This is a genomic window from Pseudomonas sp. Irchel s3h14, assembly GCF_900187425.1.
Taxonomy (GTDB): Bacteria; Pseudomonadota; Gammaproteobacteria; order Pseudomonadales; family Pseudomonadaceae; genus Aquipseudomonas.
Window position 1 is genome coordinate 1 of sequence record NZ_FYDJ01000009.1, and the last position, 21,788, is coordinate 21,788.

At 59.1% G+C, this 21,788-nt stretch carries 16 protein-coding genes; 5 read left to right on the plus strand and 11 right to left on the minus strand.

Translation table 11 applies throughout. The annotated features are described in order from the left end of the window. Nucleotides 1–312 precede the first annotated feature (312 nt). From CKW16_RS18175 to CKW16_RS18215, 9 genes are all read right to left on the minus strand, one after another. Nucleotides 313–753: a CBS domain-containing protein gene (locus CKW16_RS18175; RefSeq protein WP_046046902.1), complete on the minus strand. Its 441-nt coding sequence runs from the start codon at nt 751–753 to the stop codon at nt 313–315. Between the two features lie 40 nt (nt 754–793). Beyond that, nucleotides 794–1,171, minus strand: coding sequence for a nitrite reductase small subunit NirD (gene nirD / locus CKW16_RS18180; protein ID WP_033062163.1), 378 nt, complete (start codon nt 1,169–1,171; stop codon nt 794–796). Continuing rightward, nucleotides 1,171–3,732 (minus strand): nitrite reductase large subunit NirB, encoded by a 2,562-nt coding sequence (gene nirB / locus CKW16_RS18185; protein ID WP_095129567.1) that lies wholly within the window; start codon nt 3,730–3,732, stop codon nt 1,171–1,173. The genes nirD and nirB overlap by 1 nt, the downstream gene beginning before the upstream one ends. Before the next feature lie 343 nt (nt 3,733–4,075). Then, entirely contained in the window at nt 4,076–5,281 is a 1,206-nt protein-coding gene (locus CKW16_RS18190) for a DUF1624 domain-containing protein (RefSeq protein ID WP_095129568.1), read from the minus strand. Nucleotides 5,282–5,323: 42 nt separating this feature from the next. Continuing rightward, on the minus strand, nt 5,324–6,355 hold the full coding sequence (gene rtcA, locus CKW16_RS18195) for an RNA 3'-terminal phosphate cyclase (protein WP_095129752.1): 1,032 nt from the start codon (nt 6,353–6,355) through the stop codon (nt 5,324–5,326). Between the two features lie 8 nt (nt 6,356–6,363). Then, nucleotides 6,364–7,152 (minus strand): nucleotidyltransferase domain-containing protein, encoded by a 789-nt coding sequence (locus CKW16_RS18200; RefSeq protein WP_095129569.1) that lies wholly within the window; start codon nt 7,150–7,152, stop codon nt 6,364–6,366. Between the two features lie 19 nt (nt 7,153–7,171). Continuing rightward, a complete protein-coding gene (locus CKW16_RS18205) occupies nt 7,172–8,512 on the minus strand; it encodes a PBS lyase (RefSeq protein WP_095129570.1) in 1,341 nt (446 codons plus the stop codon). Between the two features lie 5 nt (nt 8,513–8,517). After that, nucleotides 8,518–9,744 carry an RtcB family protein gene (locus CKW16_RS18210; protein ID WP_095129571.1) on the minus strand — a complete coding sequence of 409 codons (1,227 nt, stop codon included), beginning with the start codon at nt 9,742–9,744 and terminating at the stop codon, nt 8,518–8,520. A 263-nt stretch (nt 9,745–10,007) separates the two neighbouring features. Further along, complete coding sequence (locus tag CKW16_RS18215; RefSeq protein ID WP_095129572.1) at nt 10,008–11,558, minus strand: TROVE domain-containing protein; 1,551 nt, start codon at nt 11,556–11,558, stop codon at nt 10,008–10,010. A 205-nt stretch (nt 11,559–11,763) separates the two neighbouring features. On the opposite strand from CKW16_RS18215, the gene rtcR reads away from it, so the two are divergent. Then, complete coding sequence (gene rtcR, locus CKW16_RS18220) at nt 11,764–13,362, plus strand: RNA repair transcriptional activator RtcR (RefSeq protein WP_095129573.1); 1,599 nt, start codon at nt 11,764–11,766, stop codon at nt 13,360–13,362. A 40-nt stretch (nt 13,363–13,402) separates the two neighbouring features. Here the strand turns inward: rtcR and CKW16_RS18225 are convergent, their stop codons facing one another. Beyond that, entirely contained in the window at nt 13,403–13,618 is a 216-nt protein-coding gene (locus tag CKW16_RS18225; RefSeq protein WP_008145745.1) for a molybdopterin-binding protein, read from the minus strand. 136 nt (nt 13,619–13,754) lie between these two features. After that, nucleotides 13,755–15,017, minus strand: coding sequence for an OprD family porin (locus tag CKW16_RS18230; protein WP_095129754.1), 1,263 nt, complete (start codon nt 15,015–15,017; stop codon nt 13,755–13,757). A 266-nt stretch (nt 15,018–15,283) separates the two neighbouring features. Here CKW16_RS18230 and CKW16_RS18235 point away from each other — a divergent pair, with 266 nt between their 5' ends. The 4 genes from CKW16_RS18235 (at nt 15,284) to CKW16_RS18250 (ending at nt 21,772) form a co-directional block, all read left to right on the plus strand. Further along, complete coding sequence (locus tag CKW16_RS18235; RefSeq protein ID WP_095129574.1) at nt 15,284–16,231, plus strand: LysR family transcriptional regulator; 948 nt, start codon at nt 15,284–15,286, stop codon at nt 16,229–16,231. Between the two features lie 91 nt (nt 16,232–16,322). Then, on the plus strand, nt 16,323–17,126 hold the full coding sequence (locus CKW16_RS18240) for a putative hydro-lyase (RefSeq protein ID WP_095129756.1): 804 nt from the start codon (nt 16,323–16,325) through the stop codon (nt 17,124–17,126). Nucleotides 17,127–17,744: 618 nt separating this feature from the next. Further along, nucleotides 17,745–18,764: a substrate-binding domain-containing protein gene (locus CKW16_RS18245; RefSeq protein ID WP_095129758.1), complete on the plus strand. Its 1,020-nt coding sequence runs from the start codon at nt 17,745–17,747 to the stop codon at nt 18,762–18,764. Continuing rightward, nucleotides 18,752–21,772, plus strand: coding sequence for an EAL domain-containing protein (locus CKW16_RS18250; protein WP_095129575.1), 3,021 nt, complete (start codon nt 18,752–18,754; stop codon nt 21,770–21,772). Before CKW16_RS18245 ends, CKW16_RS18250 begins: the two co-directional genes overlap by 13 nt. The last annotated feature ends 16 nt before the right edge of the window (nt 21,773–21,788 follow it).

Here is a 21,788-nt window from a genome sequence, read left to right on the forward strand (position 1 = left end):
GCTGTGGCTGTGGCTTTTGATTTTGATCTGTTGCCCCTTTCCCAGAGGCCGAACGCAGGCGTTGCGCAGGGGGGCACCGCGGCAAGGATGCCGCGGTAGCCGCCCCCGGCCATGGATGGCCGATGGCGGCGGGCCCCCGGAGCAATGCCGGAGTGAGGGCATGCCGAGCCTAAGCGAGGCACCGAATGGAGGGGCAAAGCCTTTTGCTTACTTTTCGGCGTTTGGAAAAGTGAGTCGCTGTAAGAGCGAAACCGTAATCAGCCAACACCGCACAAACGGATATGTACTCCAACCTTAGTGGCGCTGACCGGTCTAGTGCCCGCGAATGTAATGCTCCAGCTGCCGAATCAAATCCGCCTGCTCAACGATAGCTTCCTTGACCAGATCCCCAATCGATAACAGCCCCATCAGTTCGCCACCCTCCATCACCGGCAGATGACGCAGATGGCTGTCAGTCATAACCGCCATGCAACGCTCAATACTCTGCTGACTGTCCGCGGTCACCACAGGCGCACTCATGATGTCGCGCACCGGCGTACCAACCGAAGAGCGCCCCTGCAGCACGACCTTGCGCGCATAGTCGCGCTCACTGATCACGCCGACCACCTGCCCGGCCTCGATCACCGGAAGCGCGCCCACGTTCTTTTCGGCCATGATCCTCAGCGCTTCAAGCACCATTTCATCCGGCGCGATGCTATGCACCTGACGGTTTTGCACGACCTTGAGTTTCAGCAATTGTGCGGCTGTTTTCATAAATGCCTCCGATGCGAATACGCGATGCTGTTGAACAGGCTCAAGCCACCCCGACTTCCACCACGCCGCTGTTCAACCGCACGGGCCAGACACGCAGACGCTGTTGCGGGTACTCCAGGCAACTACCGTCCTCAAGGCGGAAATGCTGTTTGTAGATCGGCGATGCAACCACCAGATCCCCCTTGATGCTACCCACCAACCCGCGACCGATCACATTCGCCCCGGATTGTGGGTCATGGTTGTCGATGGCGTAGAGGGTCCGACCCTCGGCACCTGGCAAGTAGAACAGCGCCACTTGCGCGCCGTCGAGCCAGACGACGACGCCGGAGTTGCTGACCAGGTCCTGTTGCTCGCACACCGTTTGCCAGGCCTCGGTGTTTTCCAGGGAATCGATGCGTTGGGTATTGGACTGGCTCATCAGACAATCTCCTCGATAACAGGGATAAGGTTGAGTTCCGCGGCCATGATCGGGCGCCGCTGGCCGCGTTCCTGGACAAAGTGGATGTCCGGGTCCGGGCGTTTATCGTTGACGAAGGTACGGAAGCGCTTGAGTTTTTCCGGGTCTTTGAGGGCGTTGGCCCACTCGCATTCATAGCGGTTGACCACCAGTTGCATCTGCGATTCGAGCTCTTCACCCAGTCCGAGGCTGTCGTTGATGATCACGTCCTTGAGGTAATCGAGGCCGCCCTCCAGGCTTTCGCGCCACACCGAGGTACGCTGCAATTTGTCGGCGGTGCGGATGTAGAACATCAGGAAGCGGTCGATGTAGCGGATCAGGGTTTCATCGTCGAGGTCGGTGGCGAACAGTTCGGCATGGCGCGGACGCATGCCGCCGTTGCCGGCGATGTAAAGGTTCCAGCCTTTCTCGGTAGCGATCACGCCAACGTCTTTGCTCTGGGCCTCGGCACACTCACGGGTGCAACCGGACACCGCGAACTTGAGCTTGTGCGGCGAACGCAGGCCCTTGTAGCGGTCCTCGATGGTCAGGGCCATTTGCACGCTGTCTTGCACGCCATACCGGCACCAGGTGCTGCCCACACACGACTTCACCGTGCGGGTCGATTTGCCGTAGGCATGCCCGGTTTCGAAACCGGCTTCAATCAGCTCGGCCCAGATGTCCGGCAATTCATGCAACTGCGCGCCAAACAGGTCGATACGCTGGCCACCGGTGATTTTGGTGTAGAGGTCGTATTTCTTCGCCACCACACCAATCGCGATCAGTTTGTCGGCGGTGATTTCGCCACCGGGGATGCGCGGTACCACCGAATAGGTGCCGTTTTTCTGCATGTTGGCCATGAAGGTGTCGTTGGTGTCCTGCAGCGGCACCAGTGAGGCGTCCATGATCGGCTGGTTCCAGCACGACGCGAGGATCGAGCCCACCGCCGGTTTGCACACGTCGCAACCGGTGTGGCCACGGCCATGCTTGGCCAGCAGTTCTTCGAAAGTGATCACCCCTTCTACCCGCACCAGCGCATAAAGCTCTTGGCGGGTATAGGCGAAGTGTTCGCACAGGCTCTTGTCGACGCTGACGCCACGGGCAATCAACTCATGTTCGAACACCTGCTTGAGCAGCCCGGCACAACCACCGCAACCGGTGCAGGCTTTGGTCTGAGACTTGAGCAGGCCGAGGTCGGTGCAGCCACCGTCGATGGCCGAGCAAATGGAGCCCTTGGTGACGTTGTGGCACGAGCACACCGTGGCCGCTTCGGGCAACGCGCCCGGGCCCAGGATCGGCGCGCCTTCGGACGACGGCAGAATCAGGCTGGCGGGTTCCGCCGGCAGCGCAATCGCGTTCTGCATGTATTGCAGCAGCGTGTCGTAATAGCTGTTGTCACCGACCAACACCGCACCGAGTACATGCTTGCCCGTCGCGTCCACCACCAGGCGACGATAGCTGGCCGTGGTTTCGTCGATGAACTGATAACTGCGCGCGCCCGGCGTGCTGCCGTGGGCGTCGCCGATGGAGCCGACATCGACGCCCAGCAGTTTGAGCTTGGTCGACATGTCCGCGCCCATGAACGGCTCGGCGGTTTCGTTGCACAGCAGTGCGGCGACACCGCGCGCCATTTGGTAGCCCGGGGCGACCAGGCCAAAAATGCTGCCGTTCCACGCGGCACATTCGCCGATCGCATAGATGTTCGGATCGCTGCTCTGGCATTGGTCGTCAATCACCACACCGCCGCGCGGGCCGACTTCCAGCGAACACTGACGGGCCAGTGCGTCTTGCGCACGGATACCGGCAGAGAACACGATCAGGTCGGTTTCAAGGAATTCGTCATTGGCGAAATTCATCCGGTAGCGGTATTCCTCGCCTGCGCTGATCGATTGCGTACCGCGCGACAGGTGCACACCGACGCCGAGTCGTTCGATCTGCGCCTTGAGCGCCAGACCACCGTACTCGTCCAACTGCACCGGCATCAGGCGCGGGGCAAATTCCACCACGTGGGCTTCCAGCCCCAGGGTTTTCAGGGCGTTGGCCGCTTCCAGACCGAGCAAACCACCGCCGACCACCACACCGCGTCGGGCGTTGCTTGCCGCGGCACGAATGGCGTCGAGGTCTTCAAGGGTGCGATACACCAGCCGCGAATCGCCCTCGGCGCCTTCGATCGGCGGCACAAACGGATAGGACCCGGTGGCCAGCACCAATTTGTCGTAAGAGACACAGCCTTGCGCAGTGATCACCTGACGGCGGGCGCGGTCGATTTCCAGGACCGGCACCCCCAGATGCAGCGTGACGCCCGGGGTCTGATACAGCGAGGCTTCACCGAGGGCCAGCGACTCGGCATCACGGCCGGAGAAATACTCGGAAAGGTGCACGCGGTCGTAGGCACGCATCGGCTCCTCGCTGAACACGTGCAGCCGATACTGATCAAGGGCACCGCGTTCGATCAGCTGTTCGACACAATGATGTCCGACCATGCCATTGCCGATCACGATCAGCGTTTGCAGCTTGTTCAAAGTGGCAACATTGGAATTCATAAGAGACACCCGTCGATAGCTGTTCAAAAAGCAAAAAAAACGCCTGAAACCTTGCGGTTCCAGGCGTCTTTGCCTGTTCGTTTACGGTGCTAAGTCAGGCATCTATGCCGGATCCACCGATGTTGCCCGCGACCTGTTCGGTCAATCGATCGTCGTTGACCGAGGGGGCTGCCCACTCGACTGCATTCACAGTGGGCCTGAACAGTGTCTTGCAGACTTTGTGCCAGCCAGCCATTGGCAGTCCTTGCGCCAGTAAACGTTGACCACGGGCGCCCATGAAAGCCCGATATTTGCCTTCGCATAGTGCAGAGGTGTGTTGCGCGGCCTTATAAAAGTGCACACCTCAGAGGTATTTGAGGATCGCGATATCGCGGCGGCGCTGTTTGAGGTTGGCGAACCAGCGCGTCGGGAAGAACAGCAACACCCCGAGGATCACACTCCACAGCCACACCGTGGGCAGGTTGTCGAAGCCATAGTAGGCACCCTGATTGGCGCCCCAGATCGCGACCGCCACCAGGTACATGGCCTTGAGTACGTACAAGTGCAGCAAATAGAAAAACATCGGCGCCCCGCCGTAAATCGCCAGGGTCGCGGTGGACCAGCGATCCTGCAGCTTCTCGAACAGCGCCAGCAAGATCAGCGAAAGGCCAATCGTCGGCATCAGGAACATCAGCGAGGGCGGGTACTTCCTGGCGCTCATGAAACTCATGAAGGTGCGCAACGAGTCACCGGTCTGCACCCAGGGTTTCTCGCCATAGACGTTCAAGTAGCGAATGAACACGAACGCCACCAGCAGTCCGGCGCCCAGTTTGAGCAGACGGGAAATCCGCTCGGCCGGGTCCATGTCCTTGCCGAACCACGGCCCGATCCCCCACCCCAGCAGGATCACGCCAATCCAGGGCAATACCGGGTAAGTGGTGCGGGCCCGGGTGAATTCGGTGATGTCGATGAACACCCGCTGATGCAGGATCGACCACGGCACAAAGAACGGCGACTCCGGCCCCACGGTCACGCCATCGAGCAGGTTGTGCCCGGCGACAATGGCTACCCCGAGCACGATCAGCCAACTGCGTTTGAAGTGCAGCAACCCGGCGAGCACGATCATGCAGATGCCGATGCACCAGATCACCTGCAGCCACAGGGTCTTGGGCGGGAACTCGGCGTTCCAGGCAAAGCACACGAAGGTGACTTCGAGAAACACCAGGAACAACCCGCGCTTGAGCAGGAACACCGAGGTTTCTTTCGCCGTGTGTTTCTGGCTGTAGAGCCAGGCCGACAAACCGGTGAGGAAGATGAACGCAGGCGCGCAGATCTCGCTGAGCATGCGGGTGAAGTACAGGTCCGGCGTGACGCTCAACGCATCGATCGGGTCGGTGACCTGACGGTGCAGCAGAAAGGTTTCGCGCACATGGTCGATCAGCATCAACAGCATGACGAAGCCGCGCAGGGCGTCGATCGCCAGCATGCGGGTGTTGGCCTTGACGGCACTGGTTGCAAGCGCAGGGGAAGCGGTTGTCGCCTGCCCTGCCAATCCTGAAGATGGGGTCATATCAGTCACTCATTCATATAGTGGTCGCCAGTTGTTGCCCGTTCACTGAGTAGAACGCTTGCACTCAACCCTGATCCTGTTGGGCCCCGCCTCCTGGCAATCGATTGTCATCGGCAGGAAGCGTTCAATCACCGCGATATTGCTTTGCAGATGCTCGGTTATTCGCGGTGTGGTGAAGCTTCCACCGCCCGCCAGCGCCATGGGCAACAGCAATTGATCGGCCAGGTGTTCGGCCACGGCTGCCTCGCTATTGAGCCAGTCCGCCACCTGATTGATCGCGCCATCGGCGACCTTTTCTGCGCGAAGGGCCGCTTGGCCAAATGCGCTGAACACTTCAGTGACGTGCTCAAAAGCGTATTCCAGCAGCAGGACGTTACCCGGTCCACGGTCCTGATCGAGGGCGACACACTGCAATTCGTCTTGCGCCATGTCTAACCGTTTGGCGACCTGACTCAGTTCACGTTCAGCCACATTCGGTGCAATGCCCGCGATCAGCGCACAAGCGCGTTTCGAGAGCAAGGCACCACGCTCCAGCAGGTGCAACGGAGTCAGGGTCGACGGCTGAATAAACGCCTCGACCTCACCGCCCCCCGCTGGCACAAACCCATGGCGCACCAGCTGCAATTCAACCCTGGCGCCCATGCGCCGCAGTTGTGGCAACCAGGCCAGTTGCAGAAAGTCAGTGGGCGGTGCCATCGAATTATGAGTGCCGCCCGAAATCCGCACGCGACTGGCTTCAGGCGCCAGCAACAAGGCTGGCAACAGCGTCTGCAGCACCAGCGTGCAGCTTCCAGCGGTGCCAATAGCAAAGCTGAAATCCCCGCCGCGAATCGGTCCCGGCTCGAAGGACACGCGTTGCGAACCCAACTCAGCACCCTGCACGTTCGCACCGCAAACCTGGGTCGCCGCCAGTACGGCGGTCAGGTGCTGACGCAGCAATCCGGGTCGACTGCGCCTGGCTCGAATGTTCTTAATTTGCAGCGCGCGACCGGTCACCATCGACAGGCTTAAAGCGCTGCGCAACACCTGACCACCGCCAATGGCGCCGTCCAGTTCAATTACTTCCTGTTTCATCTTCATCCTTAGGCGTAGTGCTTGACGGTCTCTCTCAAGTAGTCGTCCAGCAATCGCGAGTTTTCCTGAGTGCGCGGCAGTTTGGGTACATCACGCTCCAATTCTGCGGCGATAAACGCGTGTAATGCGTGGCGCCTTGGGCCGTATGCGCTTTCATCGGCGTTGCGTTTGAGCACCAGCAGTTCCGCGACTTCATCCAGCAACGACGAGTCATCTACGGTGTTCAGCAGATCGGCGAACGTCATCGGCGGGCGACCCAGACCTTGATCGATCCAACGCACGGCCAGCAACGGCCGTAGCACGTAGAAGTACTTCTTGAAGCGAACGCTGTCGCCTTGCAGGTAGCCACGAAAGTTCTTCTTCGCCATCGACAGGTAATGGTTACGTGCGGCCGGCGGACTGTAGAACGCTTCGGCCAACGCACGCAGACGCAAAGTCGCAGCGGATTCGCTGCGATACACCAACGGTGAATCCAGCCACTCCAGCAAGGTCGGGTTGGATTTGCGCAACAATCCCAGGGTCTTGCGCAACTCCCAGCCGCTGACATCGAGTTCATCGTCCAGCGGGCGCTCGATCACATCCCGCGCTGTATCAACCTGGACGAACCAGTCGGGCTTCTCCACATACACGAAACGTACGTCGTAATCGCTGTCGGTCGAGGCGAAACCCCAGGCCCGACTACCGGATTCGCAGGCGTAAAGTACGGTGACGTTACGCTCGCGTTCTATGCGCGCCAACTCATCAAGCACCCGCTCGCGCATTGCTCCGCTGAGCGGGTGGCGCTCTTCACAGGTCATGTCCATTGCTCCTTAATCCTTAATTCAGGCGACTCATTGTGCCCGCAGGCAACTCACCCGTGCTTTCCAGTGCGTGTAACCGTTGTAACAACGCTTGGCGAACAACCTTGGGTGTCTGTGGATCGACCAAGGTGTATTGCGCCGCGCACCAGCGGCCAATCCGTTCAAGCCAGTAGGCCGAATCGGCAGGCGCCTGCTCATGGCGCCGAAGCAGGTATTCCAACTGCCGCCAGCACGGCTTGAGTCTCAGCAACGTGTTGCGACGATGATCGCTCAGCTCATGCCACAGTGTGTTCAAGTGAAACTCCAAGGCCTCGTCAAAGTCTTGCCAAGGGCGCTTGTCGAGCAAGGCAGCTGCGCATTTGAACAGCTTGTCGTGAGGGTCATTCAGGGCATTGATCTGGTGCGCCAAACCTCTCTCGCCAAGGGCCTCCAACGCCTGCAAACGAACACCGGGAAACGTCGTCGCCAGCGCCAGCACCAACATTGATTCCGCTTGCGGCTCTTCGAGTTCCCGGGCGAGCCCGACAAGCCCCAGCCACTCGCGTTTCGAATGAGGTGCAGCCTCGGCCAACCTTTTCAGCAAGACCTCTCGGCAATCAAGCGCCCATTGCGGTGCTGGCCAAAGAGCCAGACTACGCATGGCTGCGGAGGCATCCAGCATGGCTGCCCGCAAATGTGCACGCGGATCGGCAGAAAACGTCAACAACCCCCGCAATGCCTTCACTCGCACACTGGCACCGGGTGTTTTCATGGCGCTCTCGAGCAACGGCAGTGCTTGAGCCGCTGGCAGAACAGCACAGGCATCGACTGCGATCTGGCGCACAGTCATTTCTCCGTGGGTCAGCGCCACTTCCAGCAACGCAGCGGAATCCGTCGCCCCCTCAAGCATCAATTCGAAGAGAAATCGCGCGGCTCTGCCGCGGCAACCCATGAAAGTCGCTTCGACCGCCATCCGAGCCTGCGGCGCTTTGAGCACTGCACGAATCTCGGACAGTGTGGCGCCATGATCCACCCGCCCCTTGTCGGCCAGCGCCATCAACGAAGCAAGTGCCTGTAACAACAGTCCTGCGTGCTCCTGCACCAGGAATTTCCTGATGCTGGTGATTGCCCGCTGTCTGACCTGAGGCACCCAATCATTCAGACGTTCGACCAGCGCGGCCAAGGATTCGACCGATGCATGTTCTGCGAGCGCACCCACAGCGATTTCCCGAACATAACCGCTACCGAAGCGACTTAACGCGATCAGCGCATCGCCTTCGTCGTGGGTATCCAGAATCTGCCGCAATCGTCCTGTTTCGTAGTCCGTCAGCTGCAAGGGTCCGCCTTGCAGGTGCTCCAACTCCCTCATGTAGCCCATTTTTTCTATCCTTTTACGCACACCACCTGACGCAAGGTGTGCAGCACTTCCACCAGCTCGCGCTGGGCGTGCATGACGTGGTCGATGTCCTTGTAGGCCATCGGAATCTCATCGATGACAGCCGCATCCTTGCGGCACTCCACGTGGGCGGTGGCACGGATCTGGTCTTCGACGGTGAACAGGCTTTTCGCTTTGGTACGACTCATGGTGCGACCGGCGCCGTGGCTGCAGGAGCAGAATGAATCCTCGTTACCCAGCCCGCGGACGATGAAGCTTTTGGCGCCCATCGATCCCGGAATAATCCCCAACTCGCCCTTCTTGGCCGACACCGCGCCTTTGCGGGTGACCAGAATTTCCTCACCAAAATGTCGCTCTTTCTGCACGTAGTTGTGGTGGCAGTTCACCGCTTCCAGCGCCACCTCAAAGGGCTTGCTGATCACTTTTCGGGTCGCCTGAATCACCGCTTGCATCATCAACGCACGGTTCTGCCTGGCGAAGTCCTGGGCCCAGCCGACCGCTTCGACGTAGTCATTGAAGTGCCGGCTGCCCTCTTTAAAGTAAGCCAGGTCACGGTCCGGCAGATTGGCGAGGTGCTGACGCATATCCGCCTGGGCCATTTGAATGAACAGGTTGCCGATAGCGTTGCCAACACCACGGGAACCGCTGTGCAGCATGAACCAGACCCGGTTGGTTTCATCCAGGCACACCTCGATGAAGTGGTTCCCGCTGCCCAGCGTGCCCAAGTGCCCACGGTTATTGGTGTTGGCGAGTTTCGGGTACTTGTCGGTGATCGCCTTGAACCGCGGGTCCAGTGCCGCCCAGGCCCGGTCCGCCTGATGCGGAACGCTGTCCCAGGCGCCCTTGTCCCGACCGCCGCGGCCCCCGGTGCGGCCATGGGGCACCGCTTTCTCGATCGCGCAACGCAAGCCATGCAGGTTGTCCGGCAAATCGCTGGCGGTCAGCGACGTGCATGCCGCGATCATGCCGCAACCAATATCCACCCCAACAGCGGCCGGGATGATCGCACCGACTGTGGGAATCACACTGCCGATGGTCGAGCCCTTGCCCAGGTGAACATCAGGCATCACCGCCAGATGCTTGAAGATGAACGGCATCCTGGCGGTGTTCATCAATTGTTGTCTGGCTTCGTTTTCTACCGGAACGCCCTCGGTCCAGAGCTTGATCGGTTTGCCGTTGGCGACTTCCAGCAGTTGGTAAGTATGTGCTTGCATGATTTCGATTCTTTTCTATTGGCCGATTGTTCGGCGTTGTTCTGTGGTTTCTCCGGCACTCACCGGGCAAATCCAAAAAGGTGGCACGACAAAAATGAGTGACTGTTGCGCGTTGCCGCGCTCCGGGGTTAACCGGTCTTAGGATGTACAGCCACTCGGCATTCGTGCCTTTCACAGGCGCTGACAAGGGTTTGATGAGACGTCGTTGATGTAGTCCCATCGGCATTCAGCGCCGGTAAAAAATCAATTCTCTGTGCGATCGATCAAAGCTCCATGGCCTCGATCGCTTTTACCCAATGTTGCGCACCATAGTGGCCGGCGGTGAACTGTGCGATCACGTCGAACACCGAGTCGCTGAAACCGCCGACATTCAAGATGTCTTCACGGTCTGGCGCCTGGGTCCAGAAGCCGGGTTGCATATCAATGCACACCAGTCGCGCCTTCGGGTTGACCTGTTTGATCCGCTCCCATTGGCGCATCGTTTCGGTTGCACCACGGCGCCGCGCATCCATCCAGGATTCGTTGTCCGAGACCATGATCAGCGTATCGACCTTGGCCCTGGCGTTCGCCAGTTTCTCCAGCGGCGCGGAACAGCTTGTCCCGCCGCCACCGATGGCGGCCAACTTCTCGGCATTGCTCATCACGCTGTCGCGAGGGTTGAGCTGAATATCCACCACCTGCATTTCAAACGGCATCACCCGAGCGGCCGGCTGCTTGCGCAGTACGGCAGCGGCCAGCAGCGCAGCAACATCAATACAGCGTACCGCTGTGGTCGCCCCCTGACGATAACCGGTCACCGGACTGTGCATTGATCCCGAAACATCCGGGCAAACAATCACCGAACCTTGCAGCGCCGGCACGTTGGCCAACGACATTTCCAGTGCATCCTGCAACGCTTCTCGCACCACCTGCGGCACCTCATCACCGGTCATTCGGTAGGCCGCGAGCAACTGATAGGGATAAACCCGCGCCTTGGCCACCGCGTCGGCATCCGCCAGACGTGCCGCCACATACTCGGCGCAACCCGGTACCTGAAACGCACCGTGACGCGCCAGGGTGTTGAGGTTCATACGCAGCGCCTGCCAGCCCATGCTCCGGGCTTGAGTCGCCCATTGCTCCTTGGTCAGCGTCTCGTTGCCCAGCAACTGGAACGGTACCTGCGGCACTTCCTGGCTGGCCCCGCTGCGAAAGGCCAACAACGAGCGTGTCAGTTCAGGCAGTGCCTGAACATCCACCGGTTTACCGATCAACCAGGCGAAAAACGCTTCACGCCAGGCTTCGGTGGGTTTTGGGTGAACCATCTTCACCACATCCGCCAACGATGGCTGGTTACCGATCGATGCCTGTAGCAGTTGGCGCTCGCTGGCGTTGTTCAACCAGTTTTGTACCAGCCGTTTTGGCTGCGAACCGAGTGACTTACGCCCTGTTACTCCGCTGCGCAGAATCTGTACGAAATTGCGCAGCATCTTGCCGCTGTCCACCACCTGTTCGAACAGCGCTGGTACCAGCGCTGAGCGCTGTGCGGTCAGGGCTGCGAGCATCAAGGCCGGCATGTCTTTCATGTGACCTTTTTTACGAGCGTAAAGGGCGGCCTTGGCGACGTAGAGGCTGTCCAGCTCGGCCACGAGTTGCAACACGTTATCCAGCTGGCTTTCGGCCGAAGCGTAAAAGGTCTGGTTCAGGCAACCGGTCGCTGCCAGTTGGGCCAGCTGATGTTTGGCTGTGTAGGCATAAGCCGGTGCCTGAGCCGCATTCAGCGAGTCGCATGCCGGCAGTGCTGCCTGTTGGGTGTTGAACAGCTTGATGTTGGCCATCGTGGCGTCTCGCTTTGTTGTCTTGTTCGTTGCCAGAGGTATTGCAGTCGACGTGCCAGTTTTGTTTTTTCAAACGAAAAACTTTATATCTCATTGCTTTATAAGCATTTTATTTTCTAACAGTAAATTTTATCGATCCAAATCGAGACATACCGCTAGATGATTATCTATCCTTGCCTATCGCTATTTATCTTTTGGTATAAACATGTCAGGCAAACGCACGGTCGCCATCGGTTTTATCGGTTCCACCCTCGACCGAGTCGGCAAGGGCGCCAATCGCTGGGGTCATTGGCGACCGACTGTTGGCCTGTGCCAGCAACAGGATGTATTGATCCATCGACTGGAGTTGATCCACGGCGTTGACGCTCGAGACGTCAGCCTGGCGGAGCGCGTGCGTGAAGATATCCGCCAGGTCTCGCCGGAAACCGAAGTGCACCTGCATCCGATGCCACTGCGTAACCCGTGGGATTTCGAAGAGGTGTACGCAGCGCTGCACGATTTCACTACGGCCTACAGCTTCGACACCGAACACGAGGACTACCTGGTCCACATCACCACAGGGACCCACGTGGCGCAGATTTGCTGGTTTCTGCTCACAGAAGCACGCTACCTGCCGGCGCGACTGATCCAGACCTCCCCCGCTCGTCAGCTGGAGGAGCAAGAGCGCGCCATCGGCACCCATGCCCTGATCGACCTCGACCTGTCGCGCTACGACCGCATTGCCACGCGGTTCGCCCATAAACGCCTGGAAGGCCTGGCCTTCCTCAAGTCCGGGATCGCCACCCGTAACGCTGCGTTCAACCGCTCCATCGAGCAGATCGAGCGCGTGGCGGTGCGCTCACGAGCGCCCATGCTGTTGATCGGCCCGACCGGCGCCGGCAAATCCTTTCTGGCCCGGCGCATCTATGAGCTCAAGCGCAGTCGCCATCAGATGCAGGGCCGCTTTGTCGAAGTGAACTGCGCCACTTTGCGCGGTGACGGCGCCATGTCGACCCTCTTCGGCCACATCAAGGGCGCTTTCACCGGCGCACAAAACGCCCGCGACGGCCTGCTGCGAGCGGCCGATGGAGGCATGCTGTTTCTCGATGAAATTGGTGAGCTGGGCGCGGATGAGCAAGCGATGCTGCTCAAGGCCATTGAAGAAAAACGGTTCTTCCCTTTGGGATCGGACAAGGAAGTGGAAAGCGACTTCCTGATCATCGCCGGTACCCACCGGGACCTGCGTAGCCGAGTGGCCGAAGGGCTGTTTCGCGAAGATTTGTATGCGCGGATCAACCTGTGGACGTTCGACCTGCCCGGCCTGGCCGGTCGACGCGAAGACATCGAGCCGAATATCGATTTCGAGCTCGAGCGCCATGCCCGGGAACAAGGTCAAATGGCGCGCTTCAACCTCGAAGCGCGGCGTCGTTATCTGGCATTTGCCAGCTCCAGTGAAGCGGCCTGGCTGGGCAACTTCCGAGAGCTGTCGGCCTCCATCACCCGCATGGCGACATTGGCCGACAGCGGGCGAATCGATGAAGCCCAGGTCGAGGAGGAAATTGATCGCCTGCGCTATGCCTGGGGCCTGGCTCAGCCAGACGACGGACTGAACAGGTTACTCGGTGAAAACGTCGAGATGGACCTGTTCGATCGCCTGCAACTCAAAGCCGTACTCGACGTATGCCGGCAGGCGGATAGCCTGTCCGATGCCGGGCGACGCCTGTTTGGCGTATCACGCCAGGCTAAAGCACAGCCCAATGATGCTGACCGGCTGCGCAAATACCTGGCGCGCTTCGCCCTCGACTGGAAGCAGGTGTCAGGTTGACGCCGCCCCCGCAAACCCTCGGATTCAAGCCCTGCCCATTTCAGAGCTTGGCGATCGAGACTTCGGTGGATTTGACGAAGGCAATCACCTCGCTCCCCACTTTCAATTCAAGATCGCGCACTGAACGGGTGGTGATCACCGAAGTGACAATGCCGGAGGCGGTTTGCACATCGATTTCGGAGACCACTTCACCTGTCACAATTTCCTTGATGACACCCTTGAACTGGTTGCGGACGTTGATCGCTTTGATGGTCATGATGAGGCTTCCTGTCTGATGTCGAATACATCCGCACGGATGTGCAGGCCTTCAAAATGCACGCCCTAGACTAATATTAAAAGGAATAAATATCGATTTGCTTATTCCCTAATGGAATATAAAGTCCGCCAAGTATTTACCACAGCGCCAGGGTATAGCTGACGATCAGGCGATTCTCATCCAGGTCATTACCGAAGTTCGAGCGCACTGACGCGTTGCGCCATTTGAGGCCGAGCCCTTTCAACGAACCGTCCTGCACCACGTAAGCGATATCGGTGTTGCGCTCCCATTCCTTGCCTTCACCCGGCGCAGTGCGTTGCACATTGTCGCCAGAGATGTAGCGCGTCATGAAGGTCAACCCCGGCACACCGAGGGCGACAAAGTTGTAGTCGTAGCGCGCTTGCCAGGAATGTTCGTCGATGTTGGCGAAGTCACCGATCTGCACGAAGTTGACCAGGTACGGATCGCTGCGCCCGATATACGGAAACGGATCGTCGCCGCTCATGCGCTGATAGCCAAAGCCCAACGCATGGCCGCCCAGGCTATAGGTGAACATCGCACCGAAGGCCTGGTTATCGATATCTCGAAAGTTGCCGTCTTCGGTACTGCGCGCATAGCGCACGTCGCTCTTGAGCGATTGGCCGGCGCCCAGGTCCAGCGCGTGCACAAGCCCGAGGAAATTTTGCTGGTAGATGTTTTCCAGCTGGCCGTAGCGGTATTGGGTCGTCAGGTTCGGCAACCATTGATAGTCAGCCCCGGCAAACTGAAACTTGTCACTCCGCCCGCCAATGCGGTTGGCGGTCATGTCTTGATAGTCGGTGGAGTCGACAAAATTGATCTGCGTGAGTTGACCGCCCGTGAGCTTCAAACGATCGATTTCCTGCACATTCACCAGCCCACCCTTGAACGTGCTCGGCAACAGGCGGGTATCGTTGGAACTCACCACCGGGTCCTTGATCTGCAACGTCCCGAATTTCAGGGTGCTGTTGGACACGCGCATTTTCGCTGTCAGGCCTAACTCGCCATAGCGATCCTGCGAGCCGCCGGACCTATCCGGCGGCAACAGATTAGTCCCCGCCGTACCGCCACCGGAGTCCAGCTTGAAACCGGCCATGCCCAAAACATCCAGGCCAAACCCCAACATGCCAGCGGTGTAACCCGACTCCATCCGCAACAGAAAACCCTGCGCCCATTCCTCGGCCTTGTCGCGCGAACCGTCCTGGCGAAAATCACGGTTGAAGTAGAAGTTGCGCGCTTCCAGGCTGCCTTTACTGTCCGCGACGAAATCCGCCTGAGCGGTCGGTGCACAGAGCAGACTCAGGCCGAGCAATGTGCCAACCGGGGCACCCCCATTGAATGGGCGGGTGCGACCCGCTTTTGAAGGCACGTGGACAGTCATGATTTTTCCCATGGAAGAGGTTCCTGCGGCAGCAAGCGAAGATGACGGACACGCCTCATTGTTTTTTTGTGAAGGCGTTGTCGTGGGGAGCGGACGCAGCGACCTGCGTCGTGGAGCGGATTCTTCGTGTCGGGGCAGAACGGCGTCAAACGGGAAAAAGACGAGGTTATGCATAAGAAAATTTGATGCCCTCGATGGCGAACTCTGGAGTAACAATTGCAATTCGCCCCTTCATTACAAGAGCCATAAGCGCCAAGGGAACCGCCATGAACCTCAAATTCCTCGAAACCTTCGTCTGGGTCGCCCGCCTGCAAAGCTTCAGCCTGACCGCCGAGAAAATGTTCAGCACTCAGGCAGCGATCTCCAGCCGGATCGCCGCGCTGGAAGATGAGTTGGGCTTGCGCCTGTTCGTGCGCGATTCACGCGGGGTGTCGCTGACGCCCGAAGGTCTCAAGGTGCTCGACTACGCCGAGCAGATGCTTGAGGTTCAGCGCGCACTGAAACACTCGCTGGACAACACCAGTCCGCAGCAGGGGCTGGTGCGCATCGGCGTGATGGATACGGTGATTCACACCTGGCTCAGCCCGTTTATGTCGACCCTGATGCAGACCTTCCCCGCCGTCGAAATCGAGATCACTGCCGACGCCGCGCGCAATCTCTGCGAGCAGTTGAAAAAGGGCTATCTGGACATCGTTTTCCAGACTGACCTGATCCGCCACGAAAGCGTGCGTAACCTCGAACTGGCGCACTACCCCATGCACTGGATCGCCGCCAGCAACTCAATCTATGCCCGGCCTTATGCCTCGCTCACCGAGATGGCCGGCGAGCGCATCATCACCTTCGTCAAACACTCACGACCGCATCAGGATGTGCTCAACCTGTTGCACGCCCATGGCATCGGCGCTCCGCGCGTCAGTTGCGTCAACTCGGTGTCGGCCATGACCCGGCTGATTCGTGACGGCTTCGGCATCGGAGCCTTGCCGGCGGCACTGGTGGCCAAACCCCTGACCAGCGGCGAACTGATCCAGCTGGATCCCGGCACCCGCTTGCCGCAACTGGATGTCGTGGCCTCGTGGCGCGCTGGGGTCGGGCTGGAACTGATCGAGAACATCGTCGAGATGAGTCGCCAGGTGGTCTGCCAATACGCTGCGGATGTCGGTCCGTTACTCATGGTGGCGGCTCCGGGCCTCGACAGCCGACTGCCCCCTGAATAACTTTTAGTTGTCTGGGGGCAACAACATTCCTTGTTGGACGGCATCACCGCGGTTTTCTAAAAAGGGTCAACGAACCTGCCGAGATGCCATGATGAATCAGCCCGCCCCGTCCTTCGAACAACTGCAGCGCAGCACCCCTTTCGCCCTGCGCCAAAGCATCGCCGCCGGGCACTATCAGGGTCACACCAGCGGCCTGGGCCAAGGCCGGGTGCAAGCCAATATCGTGATTCTGCCCAGTGATTGGGCCAACGAGTTCCTCAGGTATTGCACCCTCAATCGTCAAGCCTGCCCGTTGCTCGACATTACCGAACCGGGCGATCCGTACTTCCGCAATCTCGGGACAGCCATTGATATTCGCCACGATGTGCCCCGATACAGGGTCTATCGCGATGGCGAACTGAGCGATGAACCGCTGGATATCGAGCACCTTTGGCAGGATGACCTGGTGGCCTTCGCCATCGGCTGCTCGTTCTCCTTCGAACAACCGCTGCTGGATGCCGGCATCCCCCTCAAGCACATCGATCTGGGGCGCAATGTCGCCATGTACCAGACCAACATCGACACGCGCCCCACCGCTCGCCTCGGTGGCAAGCTGGTGGTGAGCATGCGGCCGATGAAAGCCGCTGCCGCCATCCAGGCCATTCAAATCACTGCGCGCATGCCCAACGTCCACGGCGCTCCCGTGCACATCGGCGATCCGTCGCTGATCGGTATCCACGCGCTCAACACCCCGGACTACGGCGATGCCGTCCCCATTGAAGCTGATGAAATACCGGTGTTCTGGGCGTGCGGTGTGACGCCTCAATCGGTGGTGCAAGCTTCACGTCCGCCACTGTGCATCACCCATGCGCCCGGCTGCATGCTGGTGACGGATTTGTACAACAGTGCTTTGTAAAGGCGTGGATGTGCTTGAGCTCAGTGGATTGCGCCGAAACATCAGTTAAGGAACGACACAATCCGTAGCAGCTGGCGAAGCCTGCGTTCGGCTGCGCAGCAGTCGTGAAATCAGACGATGCGGTGTTTCAGGAAGACCGCAAACGCAGGTTTTACGACTGCTGCGCAGCCGAACGCAGGCTTCGCCAGCTGCTACAAGGTTTGCGTTGCGGCTGAAATGGCTTAACTGATGCAGCAGTCGAAGCCTTGTAAAACCACTCAATGTGGTCAACGATGCAATTGGCCTTCGTCCCTCATTTTGTGCCATGGACCCTGCCCCATTTCCTGAATGTTCAGGACTAAAGTTCGCGCACATTACCCACAAAAGACCGGATGACAGCAGAACCGACTATCCTTTCGGACAGTGAACGCTGCACTCTTGGCAAAAAGGGACGCCATGCCAGACTATGATCGCGCCATCGGCTCCAGACCCGGCATCACAGGCGGTGATCGAACCCGTCTGATCAGGCCCGGGCCACTCTGGATGGCTTCAATTACGGTTTTCTGTCTTTTCACGGCAACTCCCGGATACGGCCAGAACCTGCCAACCACAGCGGGTGTCGAAAACGCCACGGTTACGGTGATTCAAGCGCAGGAAATCGTTTCCAGGGCCACCCTCGAAGCCGTTCGCTGGAGCGGCCCTGAATCCGGCCCGCAAGCCCTGCGGGGCAAGAGCATCGCCTTTGTCGCAGAAGATTTGCGTAACGGAGGCATTGTCGGTGTCGCTCAGGGCGCTCGCGAGGCAGCCAAGGCGATGGGCTGGACGCTGAAGATATTCGATGGCGCTGGATCATCGGCCGGGCGCGCAAAGGCCTTTTCCGATGCCCTGGCAGCGAAACCCGACGGCCTCATTCTGTGCGGCTCCGATGCCCTTGAGAACAATGCGGCGCTGACCCTTTTCGCCAACCGGGATGTGCCGGTGGTTGGCTGGCACGCCGGGGCACGACCCGGGCCGATTGCCGGCACGCCGGTGGCCATGAACGTCACGACCGACCCGCTCGAAGTGGCTCGCCTCACGGCCATGGCGGCAGTGGCACAGTCAAACGGACAGGCCGGCGTGGTCATCCTGACCGACTCCAAGTACAGCATCGCCATGGCGAAAGCCAAGGCCATGGAAAACGTCATTCGGGCCTGTCAGGAATGTACGTTGCTGGAAGTGCGCGATGTCGCGATCTCCGAAAGTGGCGAGAAGATGCCGGCGATCACCAAGGAGCTGCTTCAGCGCTATGGCAAGCGCTGGACCCACACGCTGGCCATCAACGATATCTATTTCGACTACTCGATTGCCTCATTGACCAACGCCGCAATACCCAGCGACGGCATCAGTCTGTTGTCTGCCGGGGATGGCAGCGCTTCGGCTTTCTTGCGCATACAGGCAAAAACCTACCAGACCGTCACCGTGGCCGAGCCGCTCAACCTGCATGGCTGGCAAGTGATGGATGAATTGAACCGGCTGTTTGCAGGTCAGCCGGTGAGCGGCTTCGTCGCGCCGATTCACCTGGTCAATGCCGACAATATCGCCTTCGACGGCGGGAAGAAATTCCAGTACGACCCTGACAATGGCTATCGAGACATCTATCGCCACCAATGGAACCCCTGATATTGGACGTTATTTCCCGGCTCGGACGCCAGCTATTGCCGCAATCGCTACGCGCACAGTTCACACTGGCGTTTCTGACGCTGGCGCTGCTGATCCTGGCGAGTGGTGCAACGGCGGTCTATGCCTTGCGCACGTCAAACAATGCCACCCGCCAGCTGACGGATGAACGACTGGTCCGCATGCAAGATGGGCAAGACATGCTGCAGCGTACCTTGCTGATCGAACGCCAGACCGATCAGCTTCTGACAACCCGCTCCCCCGACACCCTGCGTTCAAGCTATGCGGCGACCGTCGAACAGCTTGAAGCCCTCGATCAACTGGTGCAGCAGCTGACTGCCGCGAACAATGGCGTGGCGATACTCGACATGCATCAGTCGAGTCAGATGTTCCGCAATACTGCCAACATCGTTGCGCAGCTGCGAGAAAGCCTGCTGCAAACCGAGGTCACCTTCGAGCAAACCATGGAGGATCACACCGCCCGGTTAACCGCGACTCAAACCCGGGCTAGCCTGGAACTGGCGATGTTGCTTTTCGATCTGCCGCACGCTGCTGACAGTGATGCCGTGCAACGGCTGCGGATCCGCTATGAGCACCTGTCACGCACCGCAGGCAAGTTACCGGACGCTGATGTGGAGACGCCCGATCTCTTCTCCCTGCGCCTGAGGCTCATCAATCAGCACAACGTCATACAGCGCTTCAATGAGGAACTGAAGAATGAGGCCGGGGTTCTGGTCGCGGTGGCCCGTGCGCAATCCAGTGCTTATACCGAAGACTATCGCGAAGCCCTGCAGCGCCTGGTCGAGGCCTCAAATCGCAGCCAGCAATGGGTGCTGATCATGTTGGGCGCCAGCCTGATATTCGCCTGGTTCGTGACCCGGGTCTTCATGGGCCGTCATGTGCTCGTGCGTCTGAATGAAATAAGCCGGCAATTGCGTCAGGAACACACTGACAAAACGCACTTGATGATGGCGGAACATGGAAAGGACGAGATTGGCAACATGGCTCGTGCGGTGAATCAATTCCTCAGAGACCGACTTCAGCTGGAAAAAAGAACGGTCCAATTGAGTATCGCCACAGAGCGGCTCGCCCTGCAAAACAGCCGATTAGAGAAAGAAGCGGTCATCCGTGCCGGACAACGTCATGTCCTGGAGCTGATCGCCAGGAGCACCGAGCTTGCAGAAGTTCTCGACAGCCTGGCTCACCTGGTGGAGTCCCAGCTGGAGGGGATGATGGTGTCCATCCTGGTGCTGGATGAGGATGGCAAGCACCTGCTGCACGGGGCTGCCCCCAGTTTGCCGAAAGCCTATAACCAGCTCATTGACGGGATTGCGATCGGTCCGAACGTCGGTTCATGCGGCACCGCGGTGTATCGACGAGAACCGGTCATCGTCACGGATATCGAGCTGGATCCGCTGTGGGAGGAGTACCGTTCAGCCGCTGCGCCCTATGGATTTCGCGCCTGCTGGTCGACGCCGATTCTGTCCCATGAGCGAAAGGTATTGGGTACGTTTGCCTTGTATTCCAACACCGTGCGCAGCCCTAGCTCGACCGAGACGCGACTGATCGACATGGCGACACCGCTTGCCGGCATTGCGATAGAACGCCAGCTTACCGAAAAGCGCATTCGCTATATGGGCGACCATGACGCACTGACCGGGCTGCCGAATCGCACACTGCTCGAAGACCGTCTCAAGCAGGCAATACTTTATGCTCAGCGCTACAACCGCCTGGTGACGGTGGTGTTTCTCGATCTGGACAAATTCAAACTGGTGAATGACAGCCTTGGGCACAGTGCTGGAGACGAACTGCTGAAAACCGTCGCCCAACGCATGCAGGAGTGTGTACGCCGCACCGACACAGTCGTGCGACTGGGTGGCGACGAGTTTGTGATCATCCTGTTCGACCAGCCCTCAGACCTCGACGGTGTTACTCCAGCCCTGCACAAAATCCAGGAAGCCATCCTGCGGCCGATTCAGCTCAGCGGACATACACTCCACGTCACCTGCAGCATGGGGTTGGCCACCTACCCTGCCGACGGCAGCGATACCGACACGTTGCTCAGCAACGCGGACGCCGCCATGTATCGGGCCAAGGAACTGGGTCGCAACAGTTACCAGTTCTATACGAGCGAGATGAAAAACAAGGTTCAGGGCAAGCTCGCCATGCAAGACGGGCTCCGAAACGCACTCAACCATGACGATTTCCTGCTGCTGTACCAGCCACAGGTGGATTTGCAGTCAGGTCAGATTATCGGCGTAGAGGCACTGATCCGCTGGCAGCACCCCGAGCTCGGCATCGTGTCTCCAATCAAATTCATTCCGCAGGCCGAAGAGACCGGGTTGATCGTGCCCATCGGCGACTGGGTGATTCATGCCGCGTGCAGACAGAACAAGGACTGGCAGGATGCGGGCTGGCCGCCGATCACCATGTCGGTGAATATTTCAGCACGTCAGTTCATCGAAAGGGACCTGATCGATCGGGTGAGGCATGCCTTGCAAGAAACCGGACTGGACCCGATGTACCTTGAGCTGGAGCTGACCGAAAGTCTGATCATGCAAGACCTTCAGCAAGCCATCAGCAAAATGAAGGAACTGCAATCAATGGGGATCAGTCTCTCGATCGACGACTTCGGCACCGGCTACTCCAGCCTCGCCGCATTGAAAAGCTTCCCGATCGCGAGACTCAAGATCGACCAGTCTTTCGTGCGGGATCTGCCCGACAACGAGAACGACAAAGCCATCGCCACCGCGGTGATTTCGTTGGGGCACAAACTGAACCTCAAGGTCATTGCCGAAGGTGTCGAAACCGAAGAGCAGCAAACCTTCCTGCGTGAAAACGGCTGCGATGAAATTCAGGGCCACTTTTTCAGCAGAGCGGTCAGCGCAGAGGAAATCAGTGTGTTACTGCGTACGCCCCGGCTGCCTCAACAGAGCCGCATTGCGAGCCCTGACTCGTCAAGGCGAAAACGCGATGCAAAGCGCCCAAGCAGTCCAATGCCCGGGCATTAATGACTCAGCAGTTGCT